The following is a 23,528-nucleotide window of genomic DNA, read 5'->3' on the forward strand; positions in this document are numbered from 1 at the left end:
TTACTGATAATTATTGCTCTGTTGTAGCCCGACTTCTACGCCATAGAGGCAAGCCAATGGCGAGGATAGCTCCTAGGAGTAGGAGGAGCTGCGCCGTGATCGAGATCCACTCGGTGATGTGTATCGACTTGGGGTCGAAAGTCATCTCTAGGCGATGTGCACCAGCTGGCACTTTCGCAGCTCTAAGGGCATAGTTGGCCCTAACGATCTCGGCAGGCTCCCCGTCGATAGTTAGCGACCAGCCATGCGGATAGTAAATCTCGGAGAAAACCAACAAACGCTCACGGTCTGTGCTTACCTCATAGCTCGCCTTATTGGGCTGATAGCTGAGTAGACGCACGGAGCTCTGCCCTGCTTGCCCAGAGCTCAGCCCGAGGGCCTTAGCCTGTTCTTGCTCTAGAATAGCTGTCGTGGCAGGATCGAAGTCATCAAGGGTAGACATCTCTGCACTAGCACTCTCGACGATACGTAGCGAGTCTACGAACCAAGCCGCACCAAGTGCCTCGTGGTTGCGTGTATAGAAGAGCCCTGCCTTCTGATCGGCAGAGATGATGTAGCGTACGTCTAGCATATTGAGCACAGCACGATTGCCTTGGCTGATCTGATGCTCGATGAGGTCTTGGTAGCGACTGAGCTTGGCAGCATGATACCCCCCGACACTGCGGTGCATATAGCTCGTCGTAGCGTCTTGGAATGTACCGACACTCGTATTGAGCACTCGGTAGTGCGGATCTGTATCCTGCGCAATGGCTCTATCTACATCGGTTACGGGCCGGGCTTGTAGCTCCACTTGTTTGAAGTCGATGAACTTGCCGTCATTGAGATAACGCTTGTCTACCAACCACAGATCCACAAACGTAATCCCGATGATTAGCCCAAGCGTTGCAGCCTTACTCAACTTACCTATACTATATATGTAGCAGACACCAAGGCTGAGCACTATGACTAGCAGGCTGCGCCAAGCATCGGCGGAGGCAATGCTCGCACGTACATACTTGAGCTGGGTGAGGACCTCCGACACAGCTGGGTTGTCGAGCAGGGCTGCACGAAACATCTCATTCTCTTGAGCGCTCAAGAAACCGAAGAAGGCACTCGGAGCTAGAGCTACGACAAGGCAGATTCCAGCGGTTAGGCTAAGCGAAGTAATCAGGGCAACACGCTCGGCCAGTACGGCCTTCGGGCGACGTATAAACTCAACAAGCGCTAGCACGGCCAGAGTGGGGATCGTAAACTCTGCTACCACGAGGATCGAAGACACCGTGCGGAACTTATTGTACAGGGGGAAGTAGTCGATAAATAGATCCGTCAGCCACATCATATTGTGCCCCCACGAGAGGGCGACGGAGAGGGCAGTTCCCGCCACGAGTGCCCACTTAAGAGGAGTACGAACGATAAAGAGCCCCAGAATGAAGAGGAACATCACAAAAGCACCGACATAGACAGGCCCAGAGGTGAAGGGCTGATCGCCCCAATACTGGTTCATCTGCCCTACATACTGCCTAAGAGGTAGTGGCACATCTTGCATGAGCTCGGGGTTGCTCCCGATGTAACCCGTAGCCCCACCATAGGTATTAGGGATAAGGAGCGTCAGTGTCTCGGCCTTGCCATAGCTCCACTGGGTGATATAGGCCTTGTCTAGACCTCCGACACTCTTATTGGCGACTCCGCTAGCACTTGCATTAAGCGCCGAGCCGCCACGCATCGTCTCTTGCGTGTACTCGTAGGTATGGTAGAGGTTGGAGCTATTAGCTCCGATCGAGATAAGACCTGCGGCTGCTGTAACGGCCGTAGCGATGAGGAATCGCTTGACCTGCTTCTCTCGTAGTGCCTCGACGAGGAAGGCGATAAGGATAAAAACGATCAAGAAGGCGAAGTAATAGCTCATCTGAATGTGGTTGGACATCAGCTGTAGCGTGGCGAAGAATGCCGTCACTACGCCGCCGAGCAAGTAGCGACCACGGTAAGTCCAGACAATCCCCGCAATCGTTGGGGGAATGAAAGCCAGCACAGTGAGCTTCCAGATATGCCCAGCATCAATGAGTATGATGAAATAGCTAGAGAAAGCCCACATGACCGCCCCGAGCATCGCCGTCCAACGCCCCAGAGAGAGCGAACGCATAAAGACGAAGAAGCCCACCAGCATCGCAAAAAGCAGCCAACTATAGCTCGGCAATAGCGACAGAGGCCACTGCAGTGTATAGAGATCTTGGGCATGCTTGAGCGTGGAGAGTGAGGGATAGCTCGGCGAGATCTGGTACATAGGCATACCACCAAACAGGCTATTGGTCCAGTATGAGGTCTCGCCAGTAGCATCGTAGTGGTCACGCACATCTTGGGCCGTACCGCTAGCCCCAGCGACATCTTGCTGGAAGAGCTCTCGTCCCTCAAAAACCGCAGGGGAGAAGTAGACGAGCGAGATCAGTGCAAAGAGTGCAACGATTACAATGGTCGGCAGGGCAGTGCGCAGTCTGCTCTGCCAGAGAGATGATATTTTTTGCTCCACGATAACGTCTTAATTGATCAAAATTCCCCCAAAAATAGCCTAAAAACCTTGTATCTACAAGTTTATCGTCTGTATGTTAGTTCCCAGCCGTAGAGATAACTCTGGCATGGTAGCCTAAGCACCAAGTGCAGTAATCCACTATCGTCCTCTACCCATGAAGTACACCTCGGAGAAGCACACATTCTTTTACATTTAAGTATATCAATGACGTGCTTTTTGTTTGCTGATCGGACAAATGCGAAACCTCGTATTTGCCCTCTAGCAGGCCCTAGATTGCGTTCTAGACAATTTTGGCACTTGACCCTAGACACGAGGGAATAAGCGCCTAAAAACGCCAAGGTGCAACCCGTTAAATCAAAGCAATATAGGAAATCTGATCAAGAAATTTGGTATCCATACAGCTTTCTTTTTGGTTTTTCTTCCCATCAATCCTCTTGGATTAGTGGACACATCTCGGAGGATTAACCCACCAATTGCCTGAGATTAGTCCTTCAATTCTCTCCAAGCTCTCCGATGGTCTTGACGAACGCCCCCTCAATTGGGTCAAATTTGAGCATCATCCATTCACACATCTTAACAAAAAAAGCAGACAATCGATCAAGACTATATTTTGTTTCTCGGAAATAGTTGTGTACATTTGGAGGATTTGATACGAAACCACATATACCGAGAAAGACTTTATGAGAGAGAGTACTCGATATACTATAATACTATACATCGCCATTGGCCTATACCTATTACTAGGCATACCCCTATCCGCCCAGAATTGGCAAGCTGACCTATCCAACAATGGCCAACCCTCTACCCTGACTTGGCGACACGACACCGAAGATTTCGAGATAGCCAAGGGCTGGCTATCACTCGATGCCCCACGTGCTAGAGGGCGCAAAATCATCACGACCAACATCACCCTCGGCAAACGCATGCGCTGGCAGGGCATCGTGCGCCTAGATCAGCCAACCTCAGCCCACAACCATGCCTACATACTGCTCTGCTGCTACGAGCAGGACACATCAACCCAACAGTACGACTACCTCGCTCTGAGTATAGGCGGTGGCGAACGCCGCAGCGTAGCTCTAGTAAGCCTTCGCATTCACTGGCGCTCCCACCTACAAGGCGATCAACGGCTCAAGCTGATCAACGAACAGCCACTACTAGACACCAGCGAGCTCCCCGAAGCGCTTACTCAAGGGCTTCGATACGATGTCCGCTACAGTCCCGAGGGCGTGCTAGCCCTTAGGCTTCTGCGCGACCAAACCGGCAGAAAGCTCTATGCCGAGCAGACCGAGTGGCACATGACACCGCCGAAGAGCAATAGCCTAGGCATCATCTGTGTCTATACTGCTACTCGTCATAGGGGTATGCACTTCTCAGGCCTACGCCTTGACGACACATTGCCCTCTCAAGAGGAGGATACGAGAGAGGAAGCTACACCCTCTGGCACACCAGAGCAGGCACTGATGCTTAGTGAAGTCATGGCCAATCCGAGAGCAGGAGCGCCTGAGTATATAGAGCTGTACAACCCCAACGAGTCGTCAACCTCTCTCGAGAACTATCGGCTAGGAGTAGGTAAGAGCAGAGGGCAGCTCAAGCTAGTCAGCCTAGGCGATCTCGACGAGTTACCTGCCAAATCCTACACAGCTCTGAGTGTAGCCCCAGAAGATCTCTGCCGCCACTACACCCCGATGCCCCGCCAGAAAGAGTTAAGGGCATCGCACTACCACGACTAAGCAATACGGGTTGTCTGATTGCGCTCTACCGAGGCGAGGAGCTGGTAGATGAGCTACTCTACACGCCAGATCTACTAGAGCGTGGCCTCAAAAGCAAGAGAGGTATTGCCCTAGAGCGGGAGCTAGGGGGCTCCAGCACAGAGCCTCGCTGGCGGTCTGCCCGTGCTAGGGCTGGCTATGCGACACCAGCTGCTCCCAACTCTCTAGAAGCAGACAACGAGCTCGACGACAAGAGACAAGCAGATAAGCACAAGAACATAGAAGATCTGCTCCGACTTGCCGAGGAGCAACCCAAGTGGCTACTCAGCCTACACCTCTACACGCCTACGGGAGCCGAGCTGTGGGGAGTAAGTGGCTCCACTGCTCAGCAGTGGGTGAGGCGACTTGCTCACAATCTAGGACATTTGCACGACCTCCCCACTAGGCTCCAAGGTCAGCTCATACTTGTGGCACGGCTAAGCGATACCTCCGGCCAGATTAGAGAACAGATGATCCAACGCATTATCCCGATCGCTCGCCCATGATACACACGAGTCGCCACAGACTAAAGCTATTGCTCCTCTGTACGCTCCTCTACATATCCCCTACATTAGCCCAAACGAGTAGCCAAGAGCGTACCCGTAGCTATCTGGAACAACTGCTCCAAGGGCGACTGCAAGACGGACTCATCGATGAGGTTGCCTTATCTATAGCTCTAGAACACATTGACGCACTGCTGTTGCAGCCTCTGAACATTAACCAGGCCTCTGCCGAGGACCTGGCCGACCTCTACCTGCTCTCCCCCTATCAAATCTATCAGCTAATACGCTACCGAACCGATCAGGGCGGGCAAATTGCCTCACTCTATGACCTCAAAACTCTCGATGGCTGGGACGAGGCCACGCTGCATCTGCTAGCTCCATTGCTTCGGTGCGATGATGTCAGCTCGGCACATCGAGCAGTGCAAACCAGAGAGGGGCATACTACACTAGCACTGAACACCCAACATCGTCTAGATGCACAAATCCCGAAGGACTATCTAGGCTCTGGCTCTGCCGTAGCACTACGTTGGAGCTACCGCCAAGGACAGCAATTCTCTGCCTTCGCAGGAGCAGAGCAAGACACCTACGAGCCATGGCGCTACGGGCAGCATCAAGGCTTCGACAGCTATGCCGGGCATCTATATCTAGGTCAGTGGGGTTTAGTACGCCGTGCCATACTAGGGGACTATCGGGTACATTGGGGTGAGGGGCTAGTCATAGGTCAGGGCTTCCGCCTTAGGGCACCATACTGGCAGGGAAATCGGCGATCGGTAATTCGCCCCGTAAGCTCTCTAACCGAGAGCAACAAGAGCAGAGGCCTCGCCGTAGAGCTAGGATCCGAGCGACTACAACTCTCTCTCATCTACTCCAAGCGGAGATTAGACGGACGCATCGATGACGAGGGGCTGATCCATGGGCTCAGCGAGCAGGGACTACACCGCACACAGCAGGAATGGGAGCGACGAAGACAAATCTCCCTATTCACTTGGGGAGCAAGGATAGGCTATGTAGAGCGGAGATGGCACATAGCCCTGCAAACTGTCGCGACTTCCTTCGGGGGCTATCGTCTAGCTAGAGCAACGGGAGCAACGCACATGGAGGCACTCGAGGGGATAGGCCTACATCGCACCGCCAGCCTAAGCTACCACTGGCAGACACAATCGGCACGGCTACGCCTCCGGGGAGAAGTCGCCCGTGCAGATAGGAAAGGCTGGGCATGGGTACAGATGCTACAGTATCACTCCGCTCGCTGGGGAGAGATACAAACTGGAGCTAGGTACATCAGCCCAACCTACTGGACATACCAAGGTCAGAGCCATACACACAAGCTGCGCCCTAATGGAGAAGCAGGACTAAGCCTTAACTACCGCACCCGAGAGCTACTTCCTTATGCTCAGCTCGAGCTAGCGGCAGACTGGTACCGAGATTTGCAGACAAGCAGAGCAAGAGAGGCAAGATATGGGCGCATACTAAGCGTCGCAGTAGAGAAGCAACTCGGGCAGCTCGGGCTTAGGCTGGCTCTAGCACACAAGAGCGAGCAGAACCACAAGGGGCGGTTTCGCCTAGCCCTACATACGGCCTATGCGTATAGGAACTTGCAGACGCAAGTGGGTATATCGCTCAGTCGTGTAGGGCAGAGCTACGGACGTATGGGCTATAGCCGTGTACGCTACAGCCCCCAACCACCTGTATCTCTCTGGGCTTCTTTGGCTTTTTTCGACACAGACCATTGGGCAGCTCGGCTCTACTTGGCAGAGCCACGCCTAAACTACGAATACGGACTCTTGATGCTCTCTGGGCGAGGAGCAAGACTCTCTTTGGGTGCTCAGCTCAAATTCTCTGGGCGCTGGGCAATCGGGCTCAGAGCTGTACACCAGTCGGGACACAATCCTCTACGCCTCCTCTCGACGCATCTATCATATCGGCTATGAAGCTGGGCTTTTTGCTCCCTATTAGTCCTTTTTCTACCTTTGCAGGGCCAATGAATGGCTGTGCAGAGATGCTTTGCTTAGGACAGGTTCTAGGGGTAGTAAGTATGCAAAGCAGGCTATAGTAAATACCGGTTAAGTACTACTCTGCACGATCGGGAAGCGGCGCCGAGAGAGTTGTGTCGCTACTATCGGAGCATTGCCACAATCAGGACAAAACAATGGATATATCGAAACTCAAAGAATTGCCCCTATTCAAGGGGTTGGAGCTGGAGGAAATTAGATCGCTTATTCAAGAGTCGCCAAGTCGTGTATCGTCTTATCGCATGGGTGAGATCGTAGCACGCCAAGGAGAGCGTGTACGTGCTCTGATGATCCTCACGCAGGGGCGTGTGCGTGCGCAAATGATCGGAGAAGATCAGAAGCGCCTTACGATAGACCTACTCGAAGCACCCCAACTCCTTGCTCCAGCCTTCATATACAGCACCCAGAACACCTTCCCCGTTGGGGTCGAAACGATGACAGAGAGCGAGATCTTATTCCTCGATAGAGAGTACTTCCTCGATGTAATGAAGCGCTACCCGAGTGTAATGCGTGCCTTTATGCGTGAGATTTCCGATCGGAGTGCCTTTCTAAGCCAGAAGATCAGCTTATTGAGTCTACAGAACCTCAGGGAGCGGCTGATCGGACACCTGCGTGCACACGGGCAGATCGGCACCCAAGAGGAGATGGCGATGCTACTGGGTGTGGCTCGTCCGTCGCTCGGGCGTGTCCTATCGGAGCTAATCGATGAGGGCATCGTTACCAAACGATTTGGTAAATATCAGCTTGTAAACACGCTACTCAAAAGCTAATGTCAGCAACAAAGTCGAGTGGTACTAGGCGATCGATGTATGCAGGCATCCTATCGCTCGCTATACCCAATATCATCTCCAACATCAGCGTTCCGCTACTGTCACTAGCCGATACGGCCATCGCTGGGCGTATGCCCACACTTGAGTCAATCGGAGCTGTAGCTCTAGCCACCATGGTCGCCACCTTCTCTTTTTGGCTATGGGGCTTCTTGCGTATGGCCACCACCGGCTTCACAGCGCAGGCCTACGGTAGGGGGGACGAGCGGCGGATCTGTCGGCAGATCTGCGTAGGGAGCTCAATAGCTCTATTGGGAGGCGTGCTTATCATGCTCATTAGCCCTCTACTCTGCCAGCTCGGCCTTGCGCTCAACGATGGCTCCACAAGCCTCAATGACGAGATACTCGCCTATCTGCAAGTCGCTTATCTAGGTGCACCCGCAGCCCTGCTCTTATACGTCCTGAACGGCTGGTTTGTGGGGATACAGAATACCATTGTACCGATGATCACGACGATCATCAGCAACGTCCTCAACATCGCTTTCTCATTTGCCTTGGTCAGATACTGGGGGTTAGGCGTCGAGGGCATCGCTTGGGGAACGGTTATCGCTCAGTACACAGCGGTAGCGATAATGGTCGGTATCGCTGCGCTACGCTATCGCCACTACTTCCTACATCTAGAACTGAGGGATTTCTACTCTCTGGGCGAATTAACCTCCTATCTGCATATCGCTAAGTATTTGCTACTACGCACCATCATGCTCGGGTCGATCTCGCTCTACTTCATACACGCAGGTAGCTCCTATGGCTCTGTACCCCTAGGAGGGAATACCCTGCTGATGCAGTTCTTCACCATATTTGCCTATTTCATGGACGGCTTTGCCTACGCTGGCGAGGCTCTCACAGGCAAGTATATCGGTGCCAAACGCTGGGGGGATCTAAAGGGAATGCTGCGTGCGCTCTTCGCTATCGGTTGGGGGATCGCTCCGCTGATGTCACTAGTATTCTATTTCTTCGCCGAACCTCTGCTATATCTACTTAGTGATAAGGCAGACGTCTTAGCCTATGCACTAGAGCACCGTCTGTGGGCAGTACTAGTACCTATTGCCTCATTTGGAGCTTTCCTCTGGGACGGCATCTTCGTTGGGGCTACGACGAGCAAGCCTATGAGCCAAGCCGTGCTAATCGCATGGATCGCATTCTTCGTCACGTATTGGCTACTACACTCTACACTAGGAGTAGATGCTCTCTGGCTCGCTTTCGTCCTCTACTTGGCGGTACGTTCCCTCCTCTCTGCCTATTGGGGACGCAGGCTAGTGGGACGGCTCATAGCCCAGTAGACTGCGAGAGGCGAAGTTAATGTGTCGATCATACTAGAGTTGTCACTGCCGTTTTTGTCCTTAACTTTGCCTACAACAAATCATATCAGGACTTAGAGATTGGTAGCACAACCCAAACAGAATATCCTCCGAGATAGCCTCAAGTTATTCTCCTCAGGAGCTCTAGGGCAGATTGTCGCTCTGCTCTTACTCGTCTTCATCGGACGCCAGTACAGTGAGGAGGCTATGGGGATACTCGGCTCCTTCCTCGCATGGAGTGGGCTATTCGCCATAGGCATCATGGGGCGCTATGAACAGGCAATCGTCGTCGTCCCAAACGATAGGGAGGCTTGGGGGCTATTTCGCAGCTCCATTGAGCTAGCGATAGTCGGCACAGTAAACCTATTTATCTTCATCTACCTCGCTAACAAATTCGCTGCCTACATCCCTCTTGGCGGGTACACTTGGTGGATGCCTCTGTACGTACTACTCTTGGCAATCTTCAGTGCAAGCAGCATGCTTACACTACGCCTAAAACGCTACGGGCATCTAGCCATCTCACAGGGGGTACGCACAGTGAGCAACAACCTACTGAAAGTGCTCTTTGGCCTGCGTGACCCATCGGCAGCGATGCTTCTACTCTCCTCCGCCTTGGCTTCGCTACTGGGACTAATACCTATTATCCGCTTTGCGAAACGCATCTGGCACGAAGCCCCCCCCCGTAAGGCCCGACTAATCGCCCTGAAGCGACATATCAACTTCCTGCGCTATAGCACTCCTCAGACGCTGATTAATACAGCTCTGGCCAGTCTACTCATTCTACTTATCCCTTTCGCCTACTCAATCAGCGAAGTGGGGATCTTAACGATGAGTACGATGCTCGCACGCCGACCTCTACTCGTACTGTCGGAGAGTATCGGGCAAGTCTACTTCGAGCGCATGAGCCGCACAGTATCCATGCGAGCATCGCTATGGGGGTTAATTCGCAGGCCTATTGGTCTGATCCTAACCATTGGTCTAGTCATAGCCATAAGCCTAGCCTTCTGTATCGAACCACTTGTAGTATTATTCGTTGGGGATCGCTGGCTTGCCTCTGCCGAGGTTATTTTGTGGATGCTACCAAGCCTTATCTTTACCTTCGCCAACTCGATATTCAACGTTCTTCCCGACATTTTAGGGCGTCAGAAATCCAATCTATACGCCCAAGTATTGATGCTCCTATTTGAGCTCGTTGTTATCGTGTCAGGCTTCTGGCTTTGGGACTTCGGGACATTCATTCCTTACTATTACAGCCTAGTTTTCGTGGAGCAAGTACTCTATTTCGCATTCCTCCTAAGCCTAGCTCGTCGCTATGAATTGAATATTCAGCTCTAGCCATTCGTCTGACATCTATCTAGACAAGGGCTTCTCCACTGAAGCCATGCCCTAAGAAAGATATGGCCAAACCAGCAACAAAAGGCATTCAATAACCATTATACCTATATATAGTCAAGCATCAATCAATGGATAAGCATAAGATTGTCGTAGCAGGCCTCGGCCCCGGTGGGGCAGAAGACATTACTCCTGCTGTACTCGAGGCTGTGCGTACAGCCGATGTAGTAGTAGGCTACAAGTATTATTTCCAATTCATCGAGGCCTATCTTCGCCCCGAAACGATCTGCATAGATAGCGGTATGAAGAAAGAGCGACAGCGTGCCGAGGAAGCCTTCCGCTACGCTCTAGAGGGGAAAGATGTCTGTGTGATTAGCTCGGGAGATGCAGGCATCTACGGCATGGCACCACTCATCTATGAGATGAAGCGTGATAAAGGCGCAGAGCATATCGAAATCGAGGTACTGCCAGGCATTAGCGCCTTCCAGAAGGCCGCTTCTCTGCTCGGCTGCCCTATCGGCCACGACCTCTGCATCATCAGCCTCTCAGATCTGATGACCCCTTGGGCTCGCATCGAACAGCGCATCACTGCCGCAGCCTCCGCCGATTTCGTCACAGCTATCTACAACCCCAAGAGCCATGGTCGCTACTGGCAACTCTACCGTCTGCTCGAAATCTTCGGGCAATACCGTTCACCTGAAACACCTATTGGTTATGTGCGTCAGGCAGGACGAGCCGAGGAACAAGTAACCCTCACCACGCTCACCGAGTTCGACCCAGAGAAAATCGACATGTTTACCGTAATTCTTATCGGCAACTCACAGAGCTACACTTGGGAAAATCACTTCATTACCCCCAGAGGTTATTACCGTGAAGAAGAAACTGAGAACGTGAAACTAGGCCAAAGCATCATGATCGAGAGTTTCCGCACGATCGCAGGCGAGCTCAAATGCCCCAATATCCCTCTCGACCACAAATGGGCACTCCTGCATGCGATCCACACCACCGCTGATTTCGAGATGGAGGATATACTCTATACAGACCAAGATGCGGTACGGAGGCTACACGAGGCGGTTGTGTCAGGTAAACTCAAGACCGTAATCACAGATGTAACAATGGTAGTATCGGGTATTCGCAAAGGGGCTCTGGAGAGGTTAGGCGTAGAGGCTAAGTGCTACTTACACGACCCTCGTGTGCCAGAGTTAGCCCAGAGGTATGGTATCACTCGCACTCAAGCAGGTATTCGTCTAGCTGTGGAGGAGCACCCCGATGCGCTATTCGCCTTTGGGAACGCCCCTACAGCGCTCATAGAGCTCTGTGACCTGATACGCAAAGGCAAGGCTAAGCCAAGTGGAATCATTGCCTCACCCGTGGGATTCGTCAATGTATGCGAGTCCAAACACATGGCGATGAGCTTCCGCCATACCCCTAAGATTGTCGTTCGTGGACGCAAGGGCGGTAGCAATCTTGCGGCTACACTGGTGAACTCTATACTAACGCTCGACGATGCCGAGCAACTAAGACCCGGGCGTGATGTCTAGACAGGGGCTGAGCTTCACGGTGGTTGGCATGAGCGACGAGGTTGGCTCCCGCTTTGCCGACGAAGTGATGCAAACAATCAAGGAACATCGTGTATTTAGTGGGGGGAAACGTCACCGAGAGCTGGTAGGACACTTACTACCCGAGCAAGCCAAGTGGATTGATGTAACAGTGCCACTAGCGGAAGTCTTCGAGCAATACAGAGCAGTAAACGAACCAATCTTCGTCTTTGCCTCGGGAGATCCGCTCTTCTTTGGTTACACAACGACACTGATGCGAGAGTTCCCCAACTTAGTAAAACGGACTTTCCCATACTTCAATTCGCTCCAGCTACTAGCCCACGCCTTAACGCTTCCCTATCATGATATGCGAGTGTGCTCGCTCACGGGGAGGCCCTGGCATGAGTTCGATCGTGCACTGATCGAGCGGACCAGTAAGCTAGGCGTACTTACTGACCGTAAAAATACGCCCGAGCTCATTGCGCAGAGAATGCTCGAGTTTGGATATACCAAGTATCGAATGCACATAGGGGTTCGCCTAGGCGGAGCACGCCAAGAACTCTATACACTCAGCCTCGACGAAGCCGCAAAGCTCTCCTTTGAGCAGCCAAACTGCCTGATTATAGAGGCCACAGAACCACTTGAATACTGTGCTCCATTAGGTTTGTCGGAGGGGGACTTTCATCTACTCAACGGACGAGCCAAGATGATTACCAAAATGCCAATCAGACTACTTAGCTTGAGTGCGCTAGACTTGCACCACTGCCAGCGGCTATGGGACGTAGGCTTCTGTACGGGATCGGTATCGGTGGAGGCTAAGCTACAGTTCCCTCATCTCAAAATAACGAGTTTCGAGATCCGGCCCGACGGAGATCTGCTGATCAGAGATAATGCACGCCGGTTCGGCACACCCGGCATTGAGCACTACATTGGTGACTTTATGCAAGCTGATATTAGCACATTGGAGGCACCAGATGCCGTCTTTATCGGCGGGCATGGGGGAGAGCTACTTGGCTTCATGCAACGCCTTACAGAGAAGATGCAGGAACAAGGACGCATCGTATTCAATTCCGTATCGTCCGACACCCTTGATCTATTCCGATCTGCCACAAAAGCGGTCGGCTGGACAATCGACCACGAAGTACGTATTGCCCTAGATGAACATAACCCAATCACGATTCTTAGAGCCGTGCCGAAGGGATAGCACCTTATACTCTCAACGTTAAACGGGTATCAGCACTCCTTCTGAATTGCTGATACCCGTTTAATATTGGTCGTCATCCTTAGACGTTAGAACTTATACTGCAAGCGAAGCGTCAGCACATCATCTCGACGATCGGCTTCGTAGCCCTTGACGGCGGAAGACACTTCATTAAAATTGAAGTCAGCATAAGCCTGCATCAACAACGAATTATTGATGTGCCACAGAAGTCCCACCCCAACTGTCCTCTGAGAGATATCTGCACTAGTCGTCTCTCCATTACCTATCTGCTCATCTGCGACAGAGGTATTGGGATCAAACCAATCGTATTTAGCCACAAGCGATAGAGGTAAAGTACCCAATTCCTGCACAAGCATAGCATAGCCACCGGCAATAGGACGGATAAACATATTAGCCTGTTCGACCTTGGACGTGTCTGGGCTCTTGTGGCTCTTCTGCGTGCTAGGCTGATCTCCCCATAGATACTCGGCTCTGAGCTGGGTCTTGCCTAGAGGTGTACTCAGAGCAAACCGGCCGTCCAGCCCCCAATACCTGCGTATGGCGAAAGCTCCTCTGTAAGCCTCAGACTCGTAGTGGACGAACCCATGCCCTTGCATACGATAAACATGTTCGGTGGTTTGCAGGACACAGCCATGGTAGTAGGAGGCACCTATCGACCAATCTAGCAAATCGCCGATACGATCGCTCGCCGTGAGGTGCCCGATGAAATCACGCCGACTATCCCGCTCAGGATTAATCCCATTCCCAGCAAATAAACCGGCCTCTAGCTTAAACATACTCAGAAATAATTGGTCAGAAGCCTGTAGTGTCAGCATAGCACCTAAATCTCTCTCATGGGGGAAGAGAGCAGGGAAAATGAACGAACGCTCTGGGGATTCTCGTTGGGATGATGAATAAGCGATTTCGTGCCCGAAAGGACGATTAAAGAGTCCAAACTTCAGAGAGCTCTTGTTCATCTTCTTCCAAGGGCTACCGATCTGAAAGTAAGCATCCTTTATTCCTAGCTTCTTCTCCGTCATATCAAGCTGAAAAACTGACTTAGTAAGCCCCAGTTTGTACTCAATCTTTAGATGGCCACGCCTAATACCCCAGCGATTATAGGCGTCATTCCCACTATTAGCCTCTCCCACACGAAGCTTGGCCTTAGGCTCACCCCATTGAGCTTGAGCCTGTATGTAGCCTGATATATTGAGCTTGCCGTCTTGCTCTGTCAATTTATCTACACTCCCGGCAAGTGCGGCTGTCGTGCAGCCTAGAAGGACAAAAGTCAGTAAGGATTTATTCATTGCAGTAGTATAACATATTGATCTTACTTCGTAAGCAACTTGATCCACTGTTCCATCACAGACTCTAGTGTATATCGTTTCGAAGCGACTTTGGCCTTTACTCCCATACGCTTACGCAGTTCTTCGTCTTTCATAAGTCGCAGGAGCGCTTGGCAAAAAGAATCCTTATCATGCGGCTCTATGATATATCCGTCCTCGCCATGAGTGATAATATCACGAGGGCCACATTGGCAGGCATAGGCGACTATGGGCAGCCCCATCGTCTGTGCCTCCAAAAGAACCATCGGCAAACCTTCGTAGTGGGAAGTCATCACATAGAGCGAACTTTGTAGATAAACTTGAGGCATATCTTTGGTTGGTCGCTGCAGGCAGATGTTAGGAACTGTCCCTTGGTCTATTTGGCGCTGCAGGTTCGTACGTTCTTCTCCGTCGCCATAGATATCTAGCCGCCAGTCTGGATGCTGAGGAGCAATCTGAGCCCATATTTCGATCAACTCTTCGAAGTTCTTCTGGTAGTTGTATCGTCCCGCAGCAATAATACGCTTAGCTTCACAAATAGATACTTCGTCGCTCTCAAAAGGTAGAGGGTTAGGTATCACATGGATATTGGGCAGATCGCCCCAAAGCTGTCTATCCTCCTCTGTCAAGACGACGAAATCGTCGTAGAGCTGGACAATCTGCTCATCCTGCTTAGTATACCAGAGATCAAGCTTACGCCAGAGACCTTTACGATTGTACTGCAGGCGCTTCAGCTTGGAGAAATGATACTCTAGTATCTTGCGGCTGCCATCTTCAATCCGTGGCAGGAAGGAGGATTCCAATCCGAACATAGAGATGACCACATCAGCCCGTAACTTGAACAATAAAGCTCTGAGGGCCTTCTCATGCCGCCAGCGCTTCAGTGGAAACTGTAAGATCTTCCGCCATAGGGAACCATTAGTTACCTCGTGATTTATCCCTAAATCGTGCAACTGGATCCGAGGATCCAGCGGGAAAAACACAGATCTACCCATTTGATCGGAGGTTATGATATGCACCTCATGCCCTAGGCTAACTAAATAATTAGCCTTACAAGAGAGCACACGCTCCATTCCTCCAGAATTGGCCATCGCAGGAATACAATAAACGATCTTCATCAAAGTGAAAATTTAGGTGTATATCCCATCTCTTCTTCATCATCGAAACAATAGAGAAGAGCATAAATCATGAATAAATCTGTTGAAACTTTGTACCAAATGATAAAGGACATCGCTAGTAATACCAGGAACATGTACCTATATCGACGGTATTTCGTGATAAACACGTAGGCATTATAGACAAACAAAAGTGCAAAAACAGAGAAGCCCACAAGTCCGGAATACAGAATAAGACGGCAATACCCAATGTCGGTACCAAAATCAAACAACCCGTATCTTCCCATGCCTATAATCCAACCTTTTGTAGTCTCCGGCCATCTCCACATCGTGGCGAGGGTCTCTGTAGATCCAGTAGTCCAAACTCCCGTTTCTACCCAATTGAAAAAGCCCTCAAATCCGTATCGAAGCAGCGATCGAGTATAGCTATCCGTATTGTATAGAATAGCAGTCGCTGCTATGCCCAAAATCATAATAGGGGCAAAGATCTTAAACATTCGCAAACTATCTGCACTAATAGTCATTCGATACAAGCCTGTGTTGAACAGCATCACGAGTAACCCCAGGATCATTCCCGAAGAAGTAGTACGAGAAATCATATTGCCAATAGCGGATATGATAATAAAAGATATCAATAACACGAGGGTGGTCCTTGCTTCTTTCTTAACCTTCTCATCAAGGCTCAGGACAAAAGCAATCATTATCAGGACAATTGCAAAGCGCGTCCCTGCAGGGTCAAGAGCCGCACCAATACCATAAAGTCTGTCAATCTCCTCAAAAAACTCCTCTGATATGTAAAAAATCGAATTAACAGCAGCCTTAGCAGCCTCGAACTTATCTATAATAATAGCAATGATACATTGGAGGGAGCAAACCACTGATAAGTATAGCGTGAGTAGCGATATAGTTACCTTTTGATGCCTCCAACGAATGGCTTCAATAGCAGTATAAGCTGCAAATAACCAAACAAAAAACGTAGTGATATAGCTAGCGTAACTAAAGTCAAAAGTATCGTTAAGTTCTACCGCCACGAGGTTACACGCTGAATAAGCTAGAGCAAAGAAGGTAGCCCCAAATAAAGACTTCTGGGTACTATAATTACGTTTGCGTAAAACCTGTAAAGACAAAATCAATACTCCCACAATGGCCATTATCATTTTTGAATTGACAGATGGCGCAAAGGTAGGAGCAACTGGGAACCAGTAAAGATCTACTATAATACCGACCAATAATGTCTGTAATACTTTCAGCATAAAATCTACTTTTACTTGTACAATAAGCTGTAAAGAAATCGCATAATCAAATGATAATAAAGCCACACTAGCCCCCAAAGCTTATGCTTGGCGGCCAATTGTACGAGCCGCGTACGCAACGGTAGCGTCCTATTCTGCATAATATATGTATTGGCTTCCGGGAACCAGTCTGCCCATCGTTGGTAGTCCGCCCTACGAGGGGAGATGAGCAGGGGCAACTTGAGATTGAGTTTCAAATACTCAATTTCTTTCTTCTGACTTTCGGTTCCGCAACCATCTACACATCTCGACAATGACCTAAGATTAGCATCTACCTGAGCCCAATGGGCATCCGTATAGTTAGCTGTAAGCGACCCCGAATTGGTTTTGGTGTAGTGATATAGATGTTCATCTATCATTTCTACCCTCTCCGCACGTAAGAATAGCTTCCCCATGATCATCATATCTTCTCCCATATTTTCCTGAGGAGCAAATCTTAACATCTCCCCCTGCTCGTACAAGGAGCGTCTAACAAGGAAAAGCCACAGGTTCCATTTAAGAACTCCTTCACACATCTTCGTAAAAGCCTCTGCTCCGGTTAGTACCTTGGGCTGAAACATCTTTCGCTTCGTCCCTTCGTAACTGAGCTGCCAGTTACACCCTACGATAGCAGCATCCGAGCTCATGGCTCGGGCAACCATTAGCTCAATACCATTGGATTCCAAATAATCGTCTGCATCAAAGTAGTAAATATACTCTCCCGTAGCTTGTTCTAGCCCCGTATTCCGAGCCGATGCAACACCTTGATTAACTTGGTGCTTAATCAGCTTGATCAAATGGCCTCTCTCCTCTAACCTGTGTGCGTACTCTTCAACAAGCGATAAGGAATGGTCTGGACTACAGTCATCGACGAAAATGACCTCCAAAGGAGAATATGTCTGGGAGAGCATGCAATCCAAACAACTGGGTAGTACCTGCTCTACCTTATACATCGGTGTTATAATAGAAACTAATGGTCTATCCATATCTTAAACATCTATTTATTATTAGCTTCTACTTCCTGTAAGAATATTCAAAGTACGAGGGGTGTAGCACTTCATCAATCGATAGACCAACAAACATGCAATTATCGTCAGAAGCGGTATCAAGAAGTAAGCAACAAGCTTACCATATGCATTGTCATAGAATAAACTTTTCGAGAACGCCCCCTTAATCCAGTTTTCTAAATATACGAGATGAGATGCATAAATAAAGAAGACGGCGGACGACATTCTCGTGCAATAAGTCATCAACCTAGGAGCATACAAGAAGATCCAGTCAAGCAATGCAATAATGCCAAACGTGCCAAACATAACTAACCCTCCAGATATGGGATAGAAGGCTATTCCCAAGATAGGGGCTACCGGCTCTCCAATCCAAAGGAGGACAGGAAGTATGGAGTACGAGGCAATAAAAATCCAACGGAAGTTTCTGATTAAAGCCAACAAACTCTGCTCATTCAGTGCAAACCATGCACCCAAACCAAAATACGAGAAAGCTGTCGTAGGCATAAGATAAGCCCAAAGATTAGGAACTATAATCTGAGATAGGATGAATATACAAAGACCTAAAAAAGGGAGCCTTTTGATAAGGTAGTAAAGTACTGGGCTGAGTAAACTAACATACATCAAGTCTCTCATGTACCAAAGAGGAAAGTCTATAGGCATAAGCATAAAGTCCGAGATAGTATTCCTCTTGAAGGCTTCTAGCTCCGCTATGCCAAAAGAGAGATCCAGTAGCTGAGAACCATAGCCCTTGATAGCCATCAAAAACACCAAAAGCAGATTCCATAATAAATATGGGATAAGAAGAGTTCTCAACCTCTTACCTAGAAGACCATAATAGACTTGCGAAGACCAGCTCTTGACTCCCTGAAAAAAGTAATACCCAGAGAGCAAGAAGAAGCAAGGCACAGCAACATTACCCCAAGCATGAGATATAGCCTCCGAGACACCTCTATAGATATTCTCGTCCAACGACAGTGCTGAGTCCATAGGGGCCACAGAGAATGGTAGCACATGTATGAAAACGACCAATACAATCAAAGGGAAACGTATAGCCGTAAAAAGCCTTGATTCAATCTCCTGTAAATTATCCATAGCCTAGCACCTATTAAATACTATCACTTGCCGAAGAAACTCCATATTCTGCCCATTGAACTTGCGAGCCCAAAGGGCGTCCGAAGCTTGTAGGCGTGGTAAATCCCTAGGACTAAAATCTCGTAGCACGTTGGCCTCCCAGCCAATATAGCGCATACAGCCTCTTGCCTCGTCCTGCTGATCATAAATATTTTGTCGATAGGGAGAATGCCACAAAGCCGTCTGTACAAAGATTTCGTCAGCGCAGAAGCTATATCGGTATAGGCTCAGGATTTCCTCTCTACGCTCTACAAGGTATTGCGCAAAAGGGAGTGTAATACTTACCCACTGAGTGCCTTTTTTAAATTCCATATCATGGTGCTTCCTAATACCTAGGGCTATCTGAAACCTCAGGGCTATGAAGCGCAGTACCCTTTTGATTTGATATAGCAGGCCTGATCCTTTGAAAGACCTCGGGAAATAGTGCCAACGACGTACCTTACGGTCTATCGAAGCCTCTCCGTCGGCTCCATGATAGTAGCCAACAAACTCTTTGCCTACATGCTGATCAAAGAAAGCATGAATGTAGTCTTGACTCTTGAGTGGCAAATCAACCCCCGAGAGAAGATGACAATAGCTATACGTTTGGCTAGAAGATACTGCTGCCTCAAAAAGAGCAAACTCTGCCTCGACGACAGAGAGGTCACCCCAACGCACATCAATGCGACACTCTAGAATTGTCAGCGTTGCGTTCTCAACCTCTAGCTTGGGGGGAGAGGTGACCTTACGATCGAAATGCACATAAATATCATTGCGCTCGTCATCTAGAGAACTAACCAACAGTTGTAGTAGCTCAAATTCATGGTGGGCTAAGATCAGGTAAGCATGCTTCATCGCTTCAAAACTCTTTTAAAGTTCAGTATCGTATTGGCTATCGGACGTACTAGAGGGAGGGAAAAGAGCCTTGCCATACGCTCAAGGCGGCGATTAACTTCTATCCCTCTTTTCACCTGCTCTGGCAATCTCCAATACTGCTGCCACCATAGCTCAAAAAAGAGAGTATAGGCCCTCCACGGTTTCTCTCCGGTATAGTGTATCGTACCTCTCCTAGCAACTTCTGCCCAGTCGTGCTCTGTGTAGTAGCGCAAGAAGATTTCTTTATACGTAGGCAGTACAAACGTACGAATGCCATTGTACCGAGGGGCAAGATAGTGGATCCTCCCTTTGCAAACGATATTTAGGGCATCTTGATCAGGGAACTCCAAGTAAGGAACCCTCAATGCCTCTACAAGCCTATCGGCAATACGATCTCGGCGAAACAACTCCAAGTTCATGACCAAAAAACCTGAATTGATATACTGGCCAGCCTCGCAGCCTTGGGGCATTCTAGATATTTGCCAAGGAGTAGAAGCCTCTGCAATACCAGCTAGATAATTCTCGCCTAGGTCTAGGGTCTGATAGAGTTCGGCCAAGTCTTGGCGCACCATGATATCACAGTCCAAATAAATGGCTCGATCATACTCGGGGAGAAGATCCGCCACAACTAGCCGATAGTTTGCCGCAGCAGTGTACTTAGGATCTACATACACGCCCGAGAGCTGTTCGGTAAGCTCTAGGGTCCTAAAGCTCAGCCTACCACTCCCCCCATCAATAGCCTCTAACCTCATCATATCCTCGGGACTAAGGGGTTCACTAATCAAACAGATAACCTCATATCTGGCCTCTGCTTGAGATGCCTCTAGGATAGAGGCGAGCGTCACAGCAGCAGGCAATAAATAGTTGGGCGTGAAGGCAACGATAATAGGGATACGTGGTAGCATAAACTTATCGAATGGCAAAAGAGACTAATCTACAAGTTGCCCTGTAGATTAGTCTCAGTTTATATTTTCAGTAAGACTGTCGTGTAGTCAGAATACTCCTGCGAGTATACTTACTCAGCAATCTTGAGAAGAACGGCGCGGCTACAACGTGGGTCATTGTAGTACATATTAGCTACACCACCCTTGCTGTCCTTACGAAGCTGGTTCTCAGATACTCCAAACTCCTTCACTAGGCAGTCATAGATAACTTCTGCACGCTTCTGCGCAAGGAACACATTGCGTTTCTTGCTACCAGTACCTTCGTCTGCGTAGCCTGTAACGACATAAGTCATATTGGGGTTAGCCTTCAGCTCAGCAGCTAGGAAACCTAGGTTCACACGATCTCTGTTGCTGATTGTCCAACGGTCGATAGGGAAGGTAACAAGCAGAGGCATACCACACACGTTCTGAGGAGTAACCTCTCTGTTGAGTGCTTGCTCCAGCTGACGGCGTAGATCATCGTTGGTAAGCTGTAGCTGACCTACACGATTTCTAAGATCTGCTAGGACATTTTCATTGACACGTGTGATGGTAGTCGTGCTGCGATCCCAACCTTTCTTACCTAGGTTGTAAGACAGACCGAGAGTAGCCGTTAGCAGACCTTCGCCCCAGCGTCCGCCAACCTGCTGGTCGAAGCGGTCGTTGATGTAAGCACCACGGATATCGAGGTTCAAGTCGAGCGCAGAGCTTAGACGGAAGCGGTTGTTAAGACCTACATTGGCAGTTACCTCATTGGAGTAACCATCGTTACGGTATCCATGAACATACTCAGCAGGGTTCGAAGCCTTGTTGAGTGTGCTGATCCACCCCACCCCTACATAAGGAATAAAAGAGTAGAAGCGATTCTGGTTATACCCGAAAAGCATCTGAGAGAGGTTGAGCATCACGTCTAGATGACCATGGAGGTATTCGATCTTCGTCTTATATAGATCGTAGCCACCTCCGGGCTCCTTGCCATAAACCTCCTTGGTCAGGAAGCCTCTGTAGTAGTCTAGCGCAGACTGTGAGCCAGCTTTGTGACCCGTCCAGCCAGCTACACCTTGACTCTCGTAGCCATTGATACCTACGCGAACGCCAAGACCGGGAGTAAACCACTTACCTACGTAAACCTCGAAGTTTGGAGTAACACGGTCTACAAACTTCATCTGCTTATTATGGTCTGAGAATAGCATCTGACCACCAACGCCAGCTCCGATGAACCAATTAGACCAGAAGCGATTGGTTTCAACCTTAAACTTGTCTGCATTTCTCACCTCAGTGATGGTCACTGAGTCAGCTGACATCTTGGCAAACGACTCTCCTTGAGCATTTGCAAACTGTGTCGCAGCGAGAGCTGCAAGCACAAACACACTTTTCTTAAACATTTCTTCTTCAATATATTTTATCCAAATATTCTTCTTTCACACACACCCTAATGTCTTACATTTCCCCAACAAAAGAAGATACTAGACTATGTATTATTGTGCAAAGTTACTTTTTTTTTGCTTATGAAGCAAAAATGTAAACATATTTATACAATAATTAGGTTTCTCCGGGCTAATACAACCTGATCATCAACACAAAACAGACACAAACAAAGGATACCCCCAAGGAACGCCTTACAACTGCTTAGTAGCAACGTCACCTCTATAGCGGAAAAGAATTGCAAAAAGAATTGCAATAACTAGAGCATAACCTGCGAAGATAAACCAGACGGGCGACCAGTCTACGGCTTGCGTTTCGGCATTCTTGTATAGATCTACGATATATCCACTGCCAAATCCTCCCAGAATAGCCCCTACGCCATTGGTCATCATCATAAATAGTCCCTGAGCAGAGCCTCGCATGCTAGGATCTACCTCCTTATCAACAAACATAGAGCCCGAAACGTTGAAAAAATCGAACGCCATACCATAAACAATCATAGAGAGGATAAGGAAAACAAATCCATCTCCGGGATTGCCAATACCAAACAGCCCAAAGCGAAGCACCCAAGCGAGCATACTCATAAGCATAACCGACTTGATGCCGAAGCGGCGAAGGAAGAAAGGAATAGAGAGAATAAACAGAGTCTCTGAGATCTGAGAGAGCGAAAGCAGGATAGTGGGGTATTTGACGGCAATACTATCGGCATAGTCCGGCTTGAAACTATCTAGAAACGGTGTACCAAATGTATTGGTAACCTGCAACGCTGCCCCTAGAAGCATCGAGAAAATGAAGAACACAGACATATTGTAGTTCTTGAAGAGCACTAGTGCATCTAGCCCAAGAACCGAGGCTAAACTCCTCTCTGGCCCTACCTGCTTGTTTGGCGGAGATGGAGGCAGCGTAAGAGCAAACACAGCCAACGTAACCCCTAGCGCAGCAGATACATACAGCTGCATGGCAGACTGAGCCCAGCCACAGAGCCCCACGAGCCACATCGCTGCGATGAAACCGACCGTCCCCCAAACACGAATGGAGGGGAAGGTCGCCGCAATATCCATATTATTGCGCGACATCAAGCTGTAGGATATGGTATTGGTCAGAGCAATCGTAGGCATATAGAAGATATTGACTAGCAAGAAGAGCGGATAGGCCAGTGCATAGTCTGCGTTCTGCGACACCCCGATCAGGAACGCAGCACTAAGCAGATGGCAGATAGCTAGCAGCCGCTCGGCATTGACATACTTATCGGCTATAATCCCGATTACCCCCGGCATAAACAAGGAAGCAACCCCCATAGTACCATAGATGGCTCCTACCTGCAGGCCCGAGTAGCCGAGCGTCCCCATCATATATCCTCCCAAAGAAATTAGGTAACTCCCCCAGACGGCGAACTGCAAGAAGTTCATCACCGTCAATCTTAGTTTCAAGTTAGCTTTTTGCATTTGTCTATGATATCAATAATATAGTTCTACAATGAAACTAAGGCTATCGACAGAGTATAAGCAAACTCT

Annotated in this window: 17 protein-coding genes; 7 read left to right on the forward strand and 10 right to left on the reverse strand. The window is 49.3% G+C overall.

Going from position 1 to position 23,528, the window contains the following annotated elements:
• Positions 1-10: 10 nt before the first annotated feature.
• Entirely contained in the window at positions 11-2,503 is a 2,493-nt protein-coding gene (locus HQ48_RS00435; RefSeq protein WP_044231190.1) for a YfhO family protein, read from the reverse strand.
• Positions 2,504-3,183: 680 nt separating this feature from the next.
• Here HQ48_RS00435 and HQ48_RS00440 point away from each other — a divergent pair.
• The 7 genes from HQ48_RS00440 to HQ48_RS00470 all read left to right on the forward strand — a co-directional run bounded on the left by HQ48_RS00440 (position 3,184) and on the right by HQ48_RS00470 (position 12,965).
• Positions 3,184-4,233, forward strand: coding sequence for a lamin tail domain-containing protein (locus HQ48_RS00440; protein ID WP_044231191.1), 1,050 nt, complete (start codon positions 3,184-3,186; stop codon positions 4,231-4,233).
• Positions 4,234-4,753: 520 nt separating this feature from the next.
• Positions 4,754-6,685, forward strand: coding sequence for a helix-hairpin-helix domain-containing protein (locus HQ48_RS00445; protein WP_044231192.1), 1,932 nt, complete (start codon positions 4,754-4,756; stop codon positions 6,683-6,685).
• Between the two features lie 218 nt (positions 6,686-6,903).
• Positions 6,904-7,536 (forward strand): Crp/Fnr family transcriptional regulator, encoded by a 633-nt coding sequence (locus HQ48_RS00450; RefSeq protein WP_044231193.1) that lies wholly within the window; start codon positions 6,904-6,906, stop codon positions 7,534-7,536.
• Entirely contained in the window at positions 7,536-8,873 is a 1,338-nt protein-coding gene (locus HQ48_RS00455; RefSeq protein WP_235300171.1) for an MATE family efflux transporter, read from the forward strand. Before HQ48_RS00450 ends, HQ48_RS00455 begins: the two co-directional genes overlap by 1 nt.
• Before the next feature lie 99 nt (positions 8,874-8,972).
• Positions 8,973-10,226, forward strand: a complete 1,254-nt coding sequence (locus HQ48_RS00460) for a lipopolysaccharide biosynthesis protein (protein WP_044231196.1) — start codon at positions 8,973-8,975, stop codon at positions 10,224-10,226.
• 128 nt (positions 10,227-10,354) lie between these two features.
• Positions 10,355-11,764 (forward strand): precorrin-3B C(17)-methyltransferase, encoded by a 1,410-nt coding sequence (cobJ, locus tag HQ48_RS00465; RefSeq protein WP_044231197.1) that lies wholly within the window; start codon positions 10,355-10,357, stop codon positions 11,762-11,764.
• Entirely contained in the window at positions 11,757-12,965 is a 1,209-nt protein-coding gene (locus HQ48_RS00470; protein ID WP_044231198.1) for a bifunctional cobalt-precorrin-7 (C(5))-methyltransferase/cobalt-precorrin-6B (C(15))-methyltransferase, read from the forward strand. The genes cobJ and HQ48_RS00470 overlap by 8 nt, the downstream gene beginning before the upstream one ends.
• 86 nt (positions 12,966-13,051) lie before the next feature.
• On the opposite strand, the gene HQ48_RS00475 is transcribed toward HQ48_RS00470, so the two are convergent.
• The 9 genes from HQ48_RS00475 to HQ48_RS00515 form a co-directional block, all read right to left on the reverse strand.
• Positions 13,052-14,269, reverse strand: coding sequence for a hypothetical protein (locus HQ48_RS00475; RefSeq protein WP_052408891.1), 1,218 nt, complete (start codon positions 14,267-14,269; stop codon positions 13,052-13,054).
• Positions 14,270-14,292: 23 nt separating this feature from the next.
• Positions 14,293-15,405, reverse strand: a complete 1,113-nt coding sequence (locus tag HQ48_RS00480; RefSeq protein WP_044231199.1) for a glycosyltransferase family 4 protein — start codon at positions 15,403-15,405, stop codon at positions 14,293-14,295.
• Positions 15,405-16,721 (reverse strand): hypothetical protein, encoded by a 1,317-nt coding sequence (locus HQ48_RS00485; RefSeq protein ID WP_160225874.1) that lies wholly within the window; start codon positions 16,719-16,721, stop codon positions 15,405-15,407. Before HQ48_RS00485 ends, HQ48_RS00480 begins: the two co-directional genes overlap by 1 nt.
• Positions 16,667-17,659, reverse strand: a complete 993-nt coding sequence (locus tag HQ48_RS00490) for a glycosyltransferase family 2 protein (RefSeq protein ID WP_044231201.1) — start codon at positions 17,657-17,659, stop codon at positions 16,667-16,669. Before HQ48_RS00490 ends, HQ48_RS00485 begins: the two co-directional genes overlap by 55 nt.
• 21 nt (positions 17,660-17,680) lie before the next feature.
• The gene (locus tag HQ48_RS00495; RefSeq protein WP_044231203.1) at positions 17,681-18,772 is read right to left on the reverse strand and encodes an acyltransferase; all 1,092 of its coding nucleotides are present in this window, start codon (positions 18,770-18,772) and stop codon (positions 17,681-17,683) included.
• A gap of 3 nt (positions 18,773-18,775) precedes the next feature.
• A complete protein-coding gene (locus tag HQ48_RS00500) occupies positions 18,776-19,645 on the reverse strand; it encodes a beta-1,6-N-acetylglucosaminyltransferase (RefSeq protein ID WP_044231204.1) in 870 nt (289 codons plus the stop codon).
• A complete protein-coding gene (locus tag HQ48_RS00505) occupies positions 19,642-20,571 on the reverse strand; it encodes a glycosyltransferase family 8 protein (RefSeq protein ID WP_044231274.1) in 930 nt (309 codons plus the stop codon). Before HQ48_RS00505 ends, HQ48_RS00500 begins: the two co-directional genes overlap by 4 nt.
• 110 nt (positions 20,572-20,681) lie before the next feature.
• The gene (locus tag HQ48_RS00510; protein ID WP_044231205.1) at positions 20,682-21,974 is read right to left on the reverse strand and encodes an OmpA family protein; all 1,293 of its coding nucleotides are present in this window, start codon (positions 21,972-21,974) and stop codon (positions 20,682-20,684) included.
• Between the two features lie 234 nt (positions 21,975-22,208).
• A complete protein-coding gene (locus HQ48_RS00515) occupies positions 22,209-23,459 on the reverse strand; it encodes a nucleoside permease (protein ID WP_044231206.1) in 1,251 nt (416 codons plus the stop codon).
• Positions 23,460-23,528: the final 69 nt, after the last annotated feature.

The sequence above is a fragment of the Porphyromonas sp. COT-290 OH3588 genome (assembly GCF_000769075.1).
Taxonomy (GTDB): Bacteria; Bacteroidota; Bacteroidia; order Bacteroidales; family Porphyromonadaceae; genus Porphyromonas.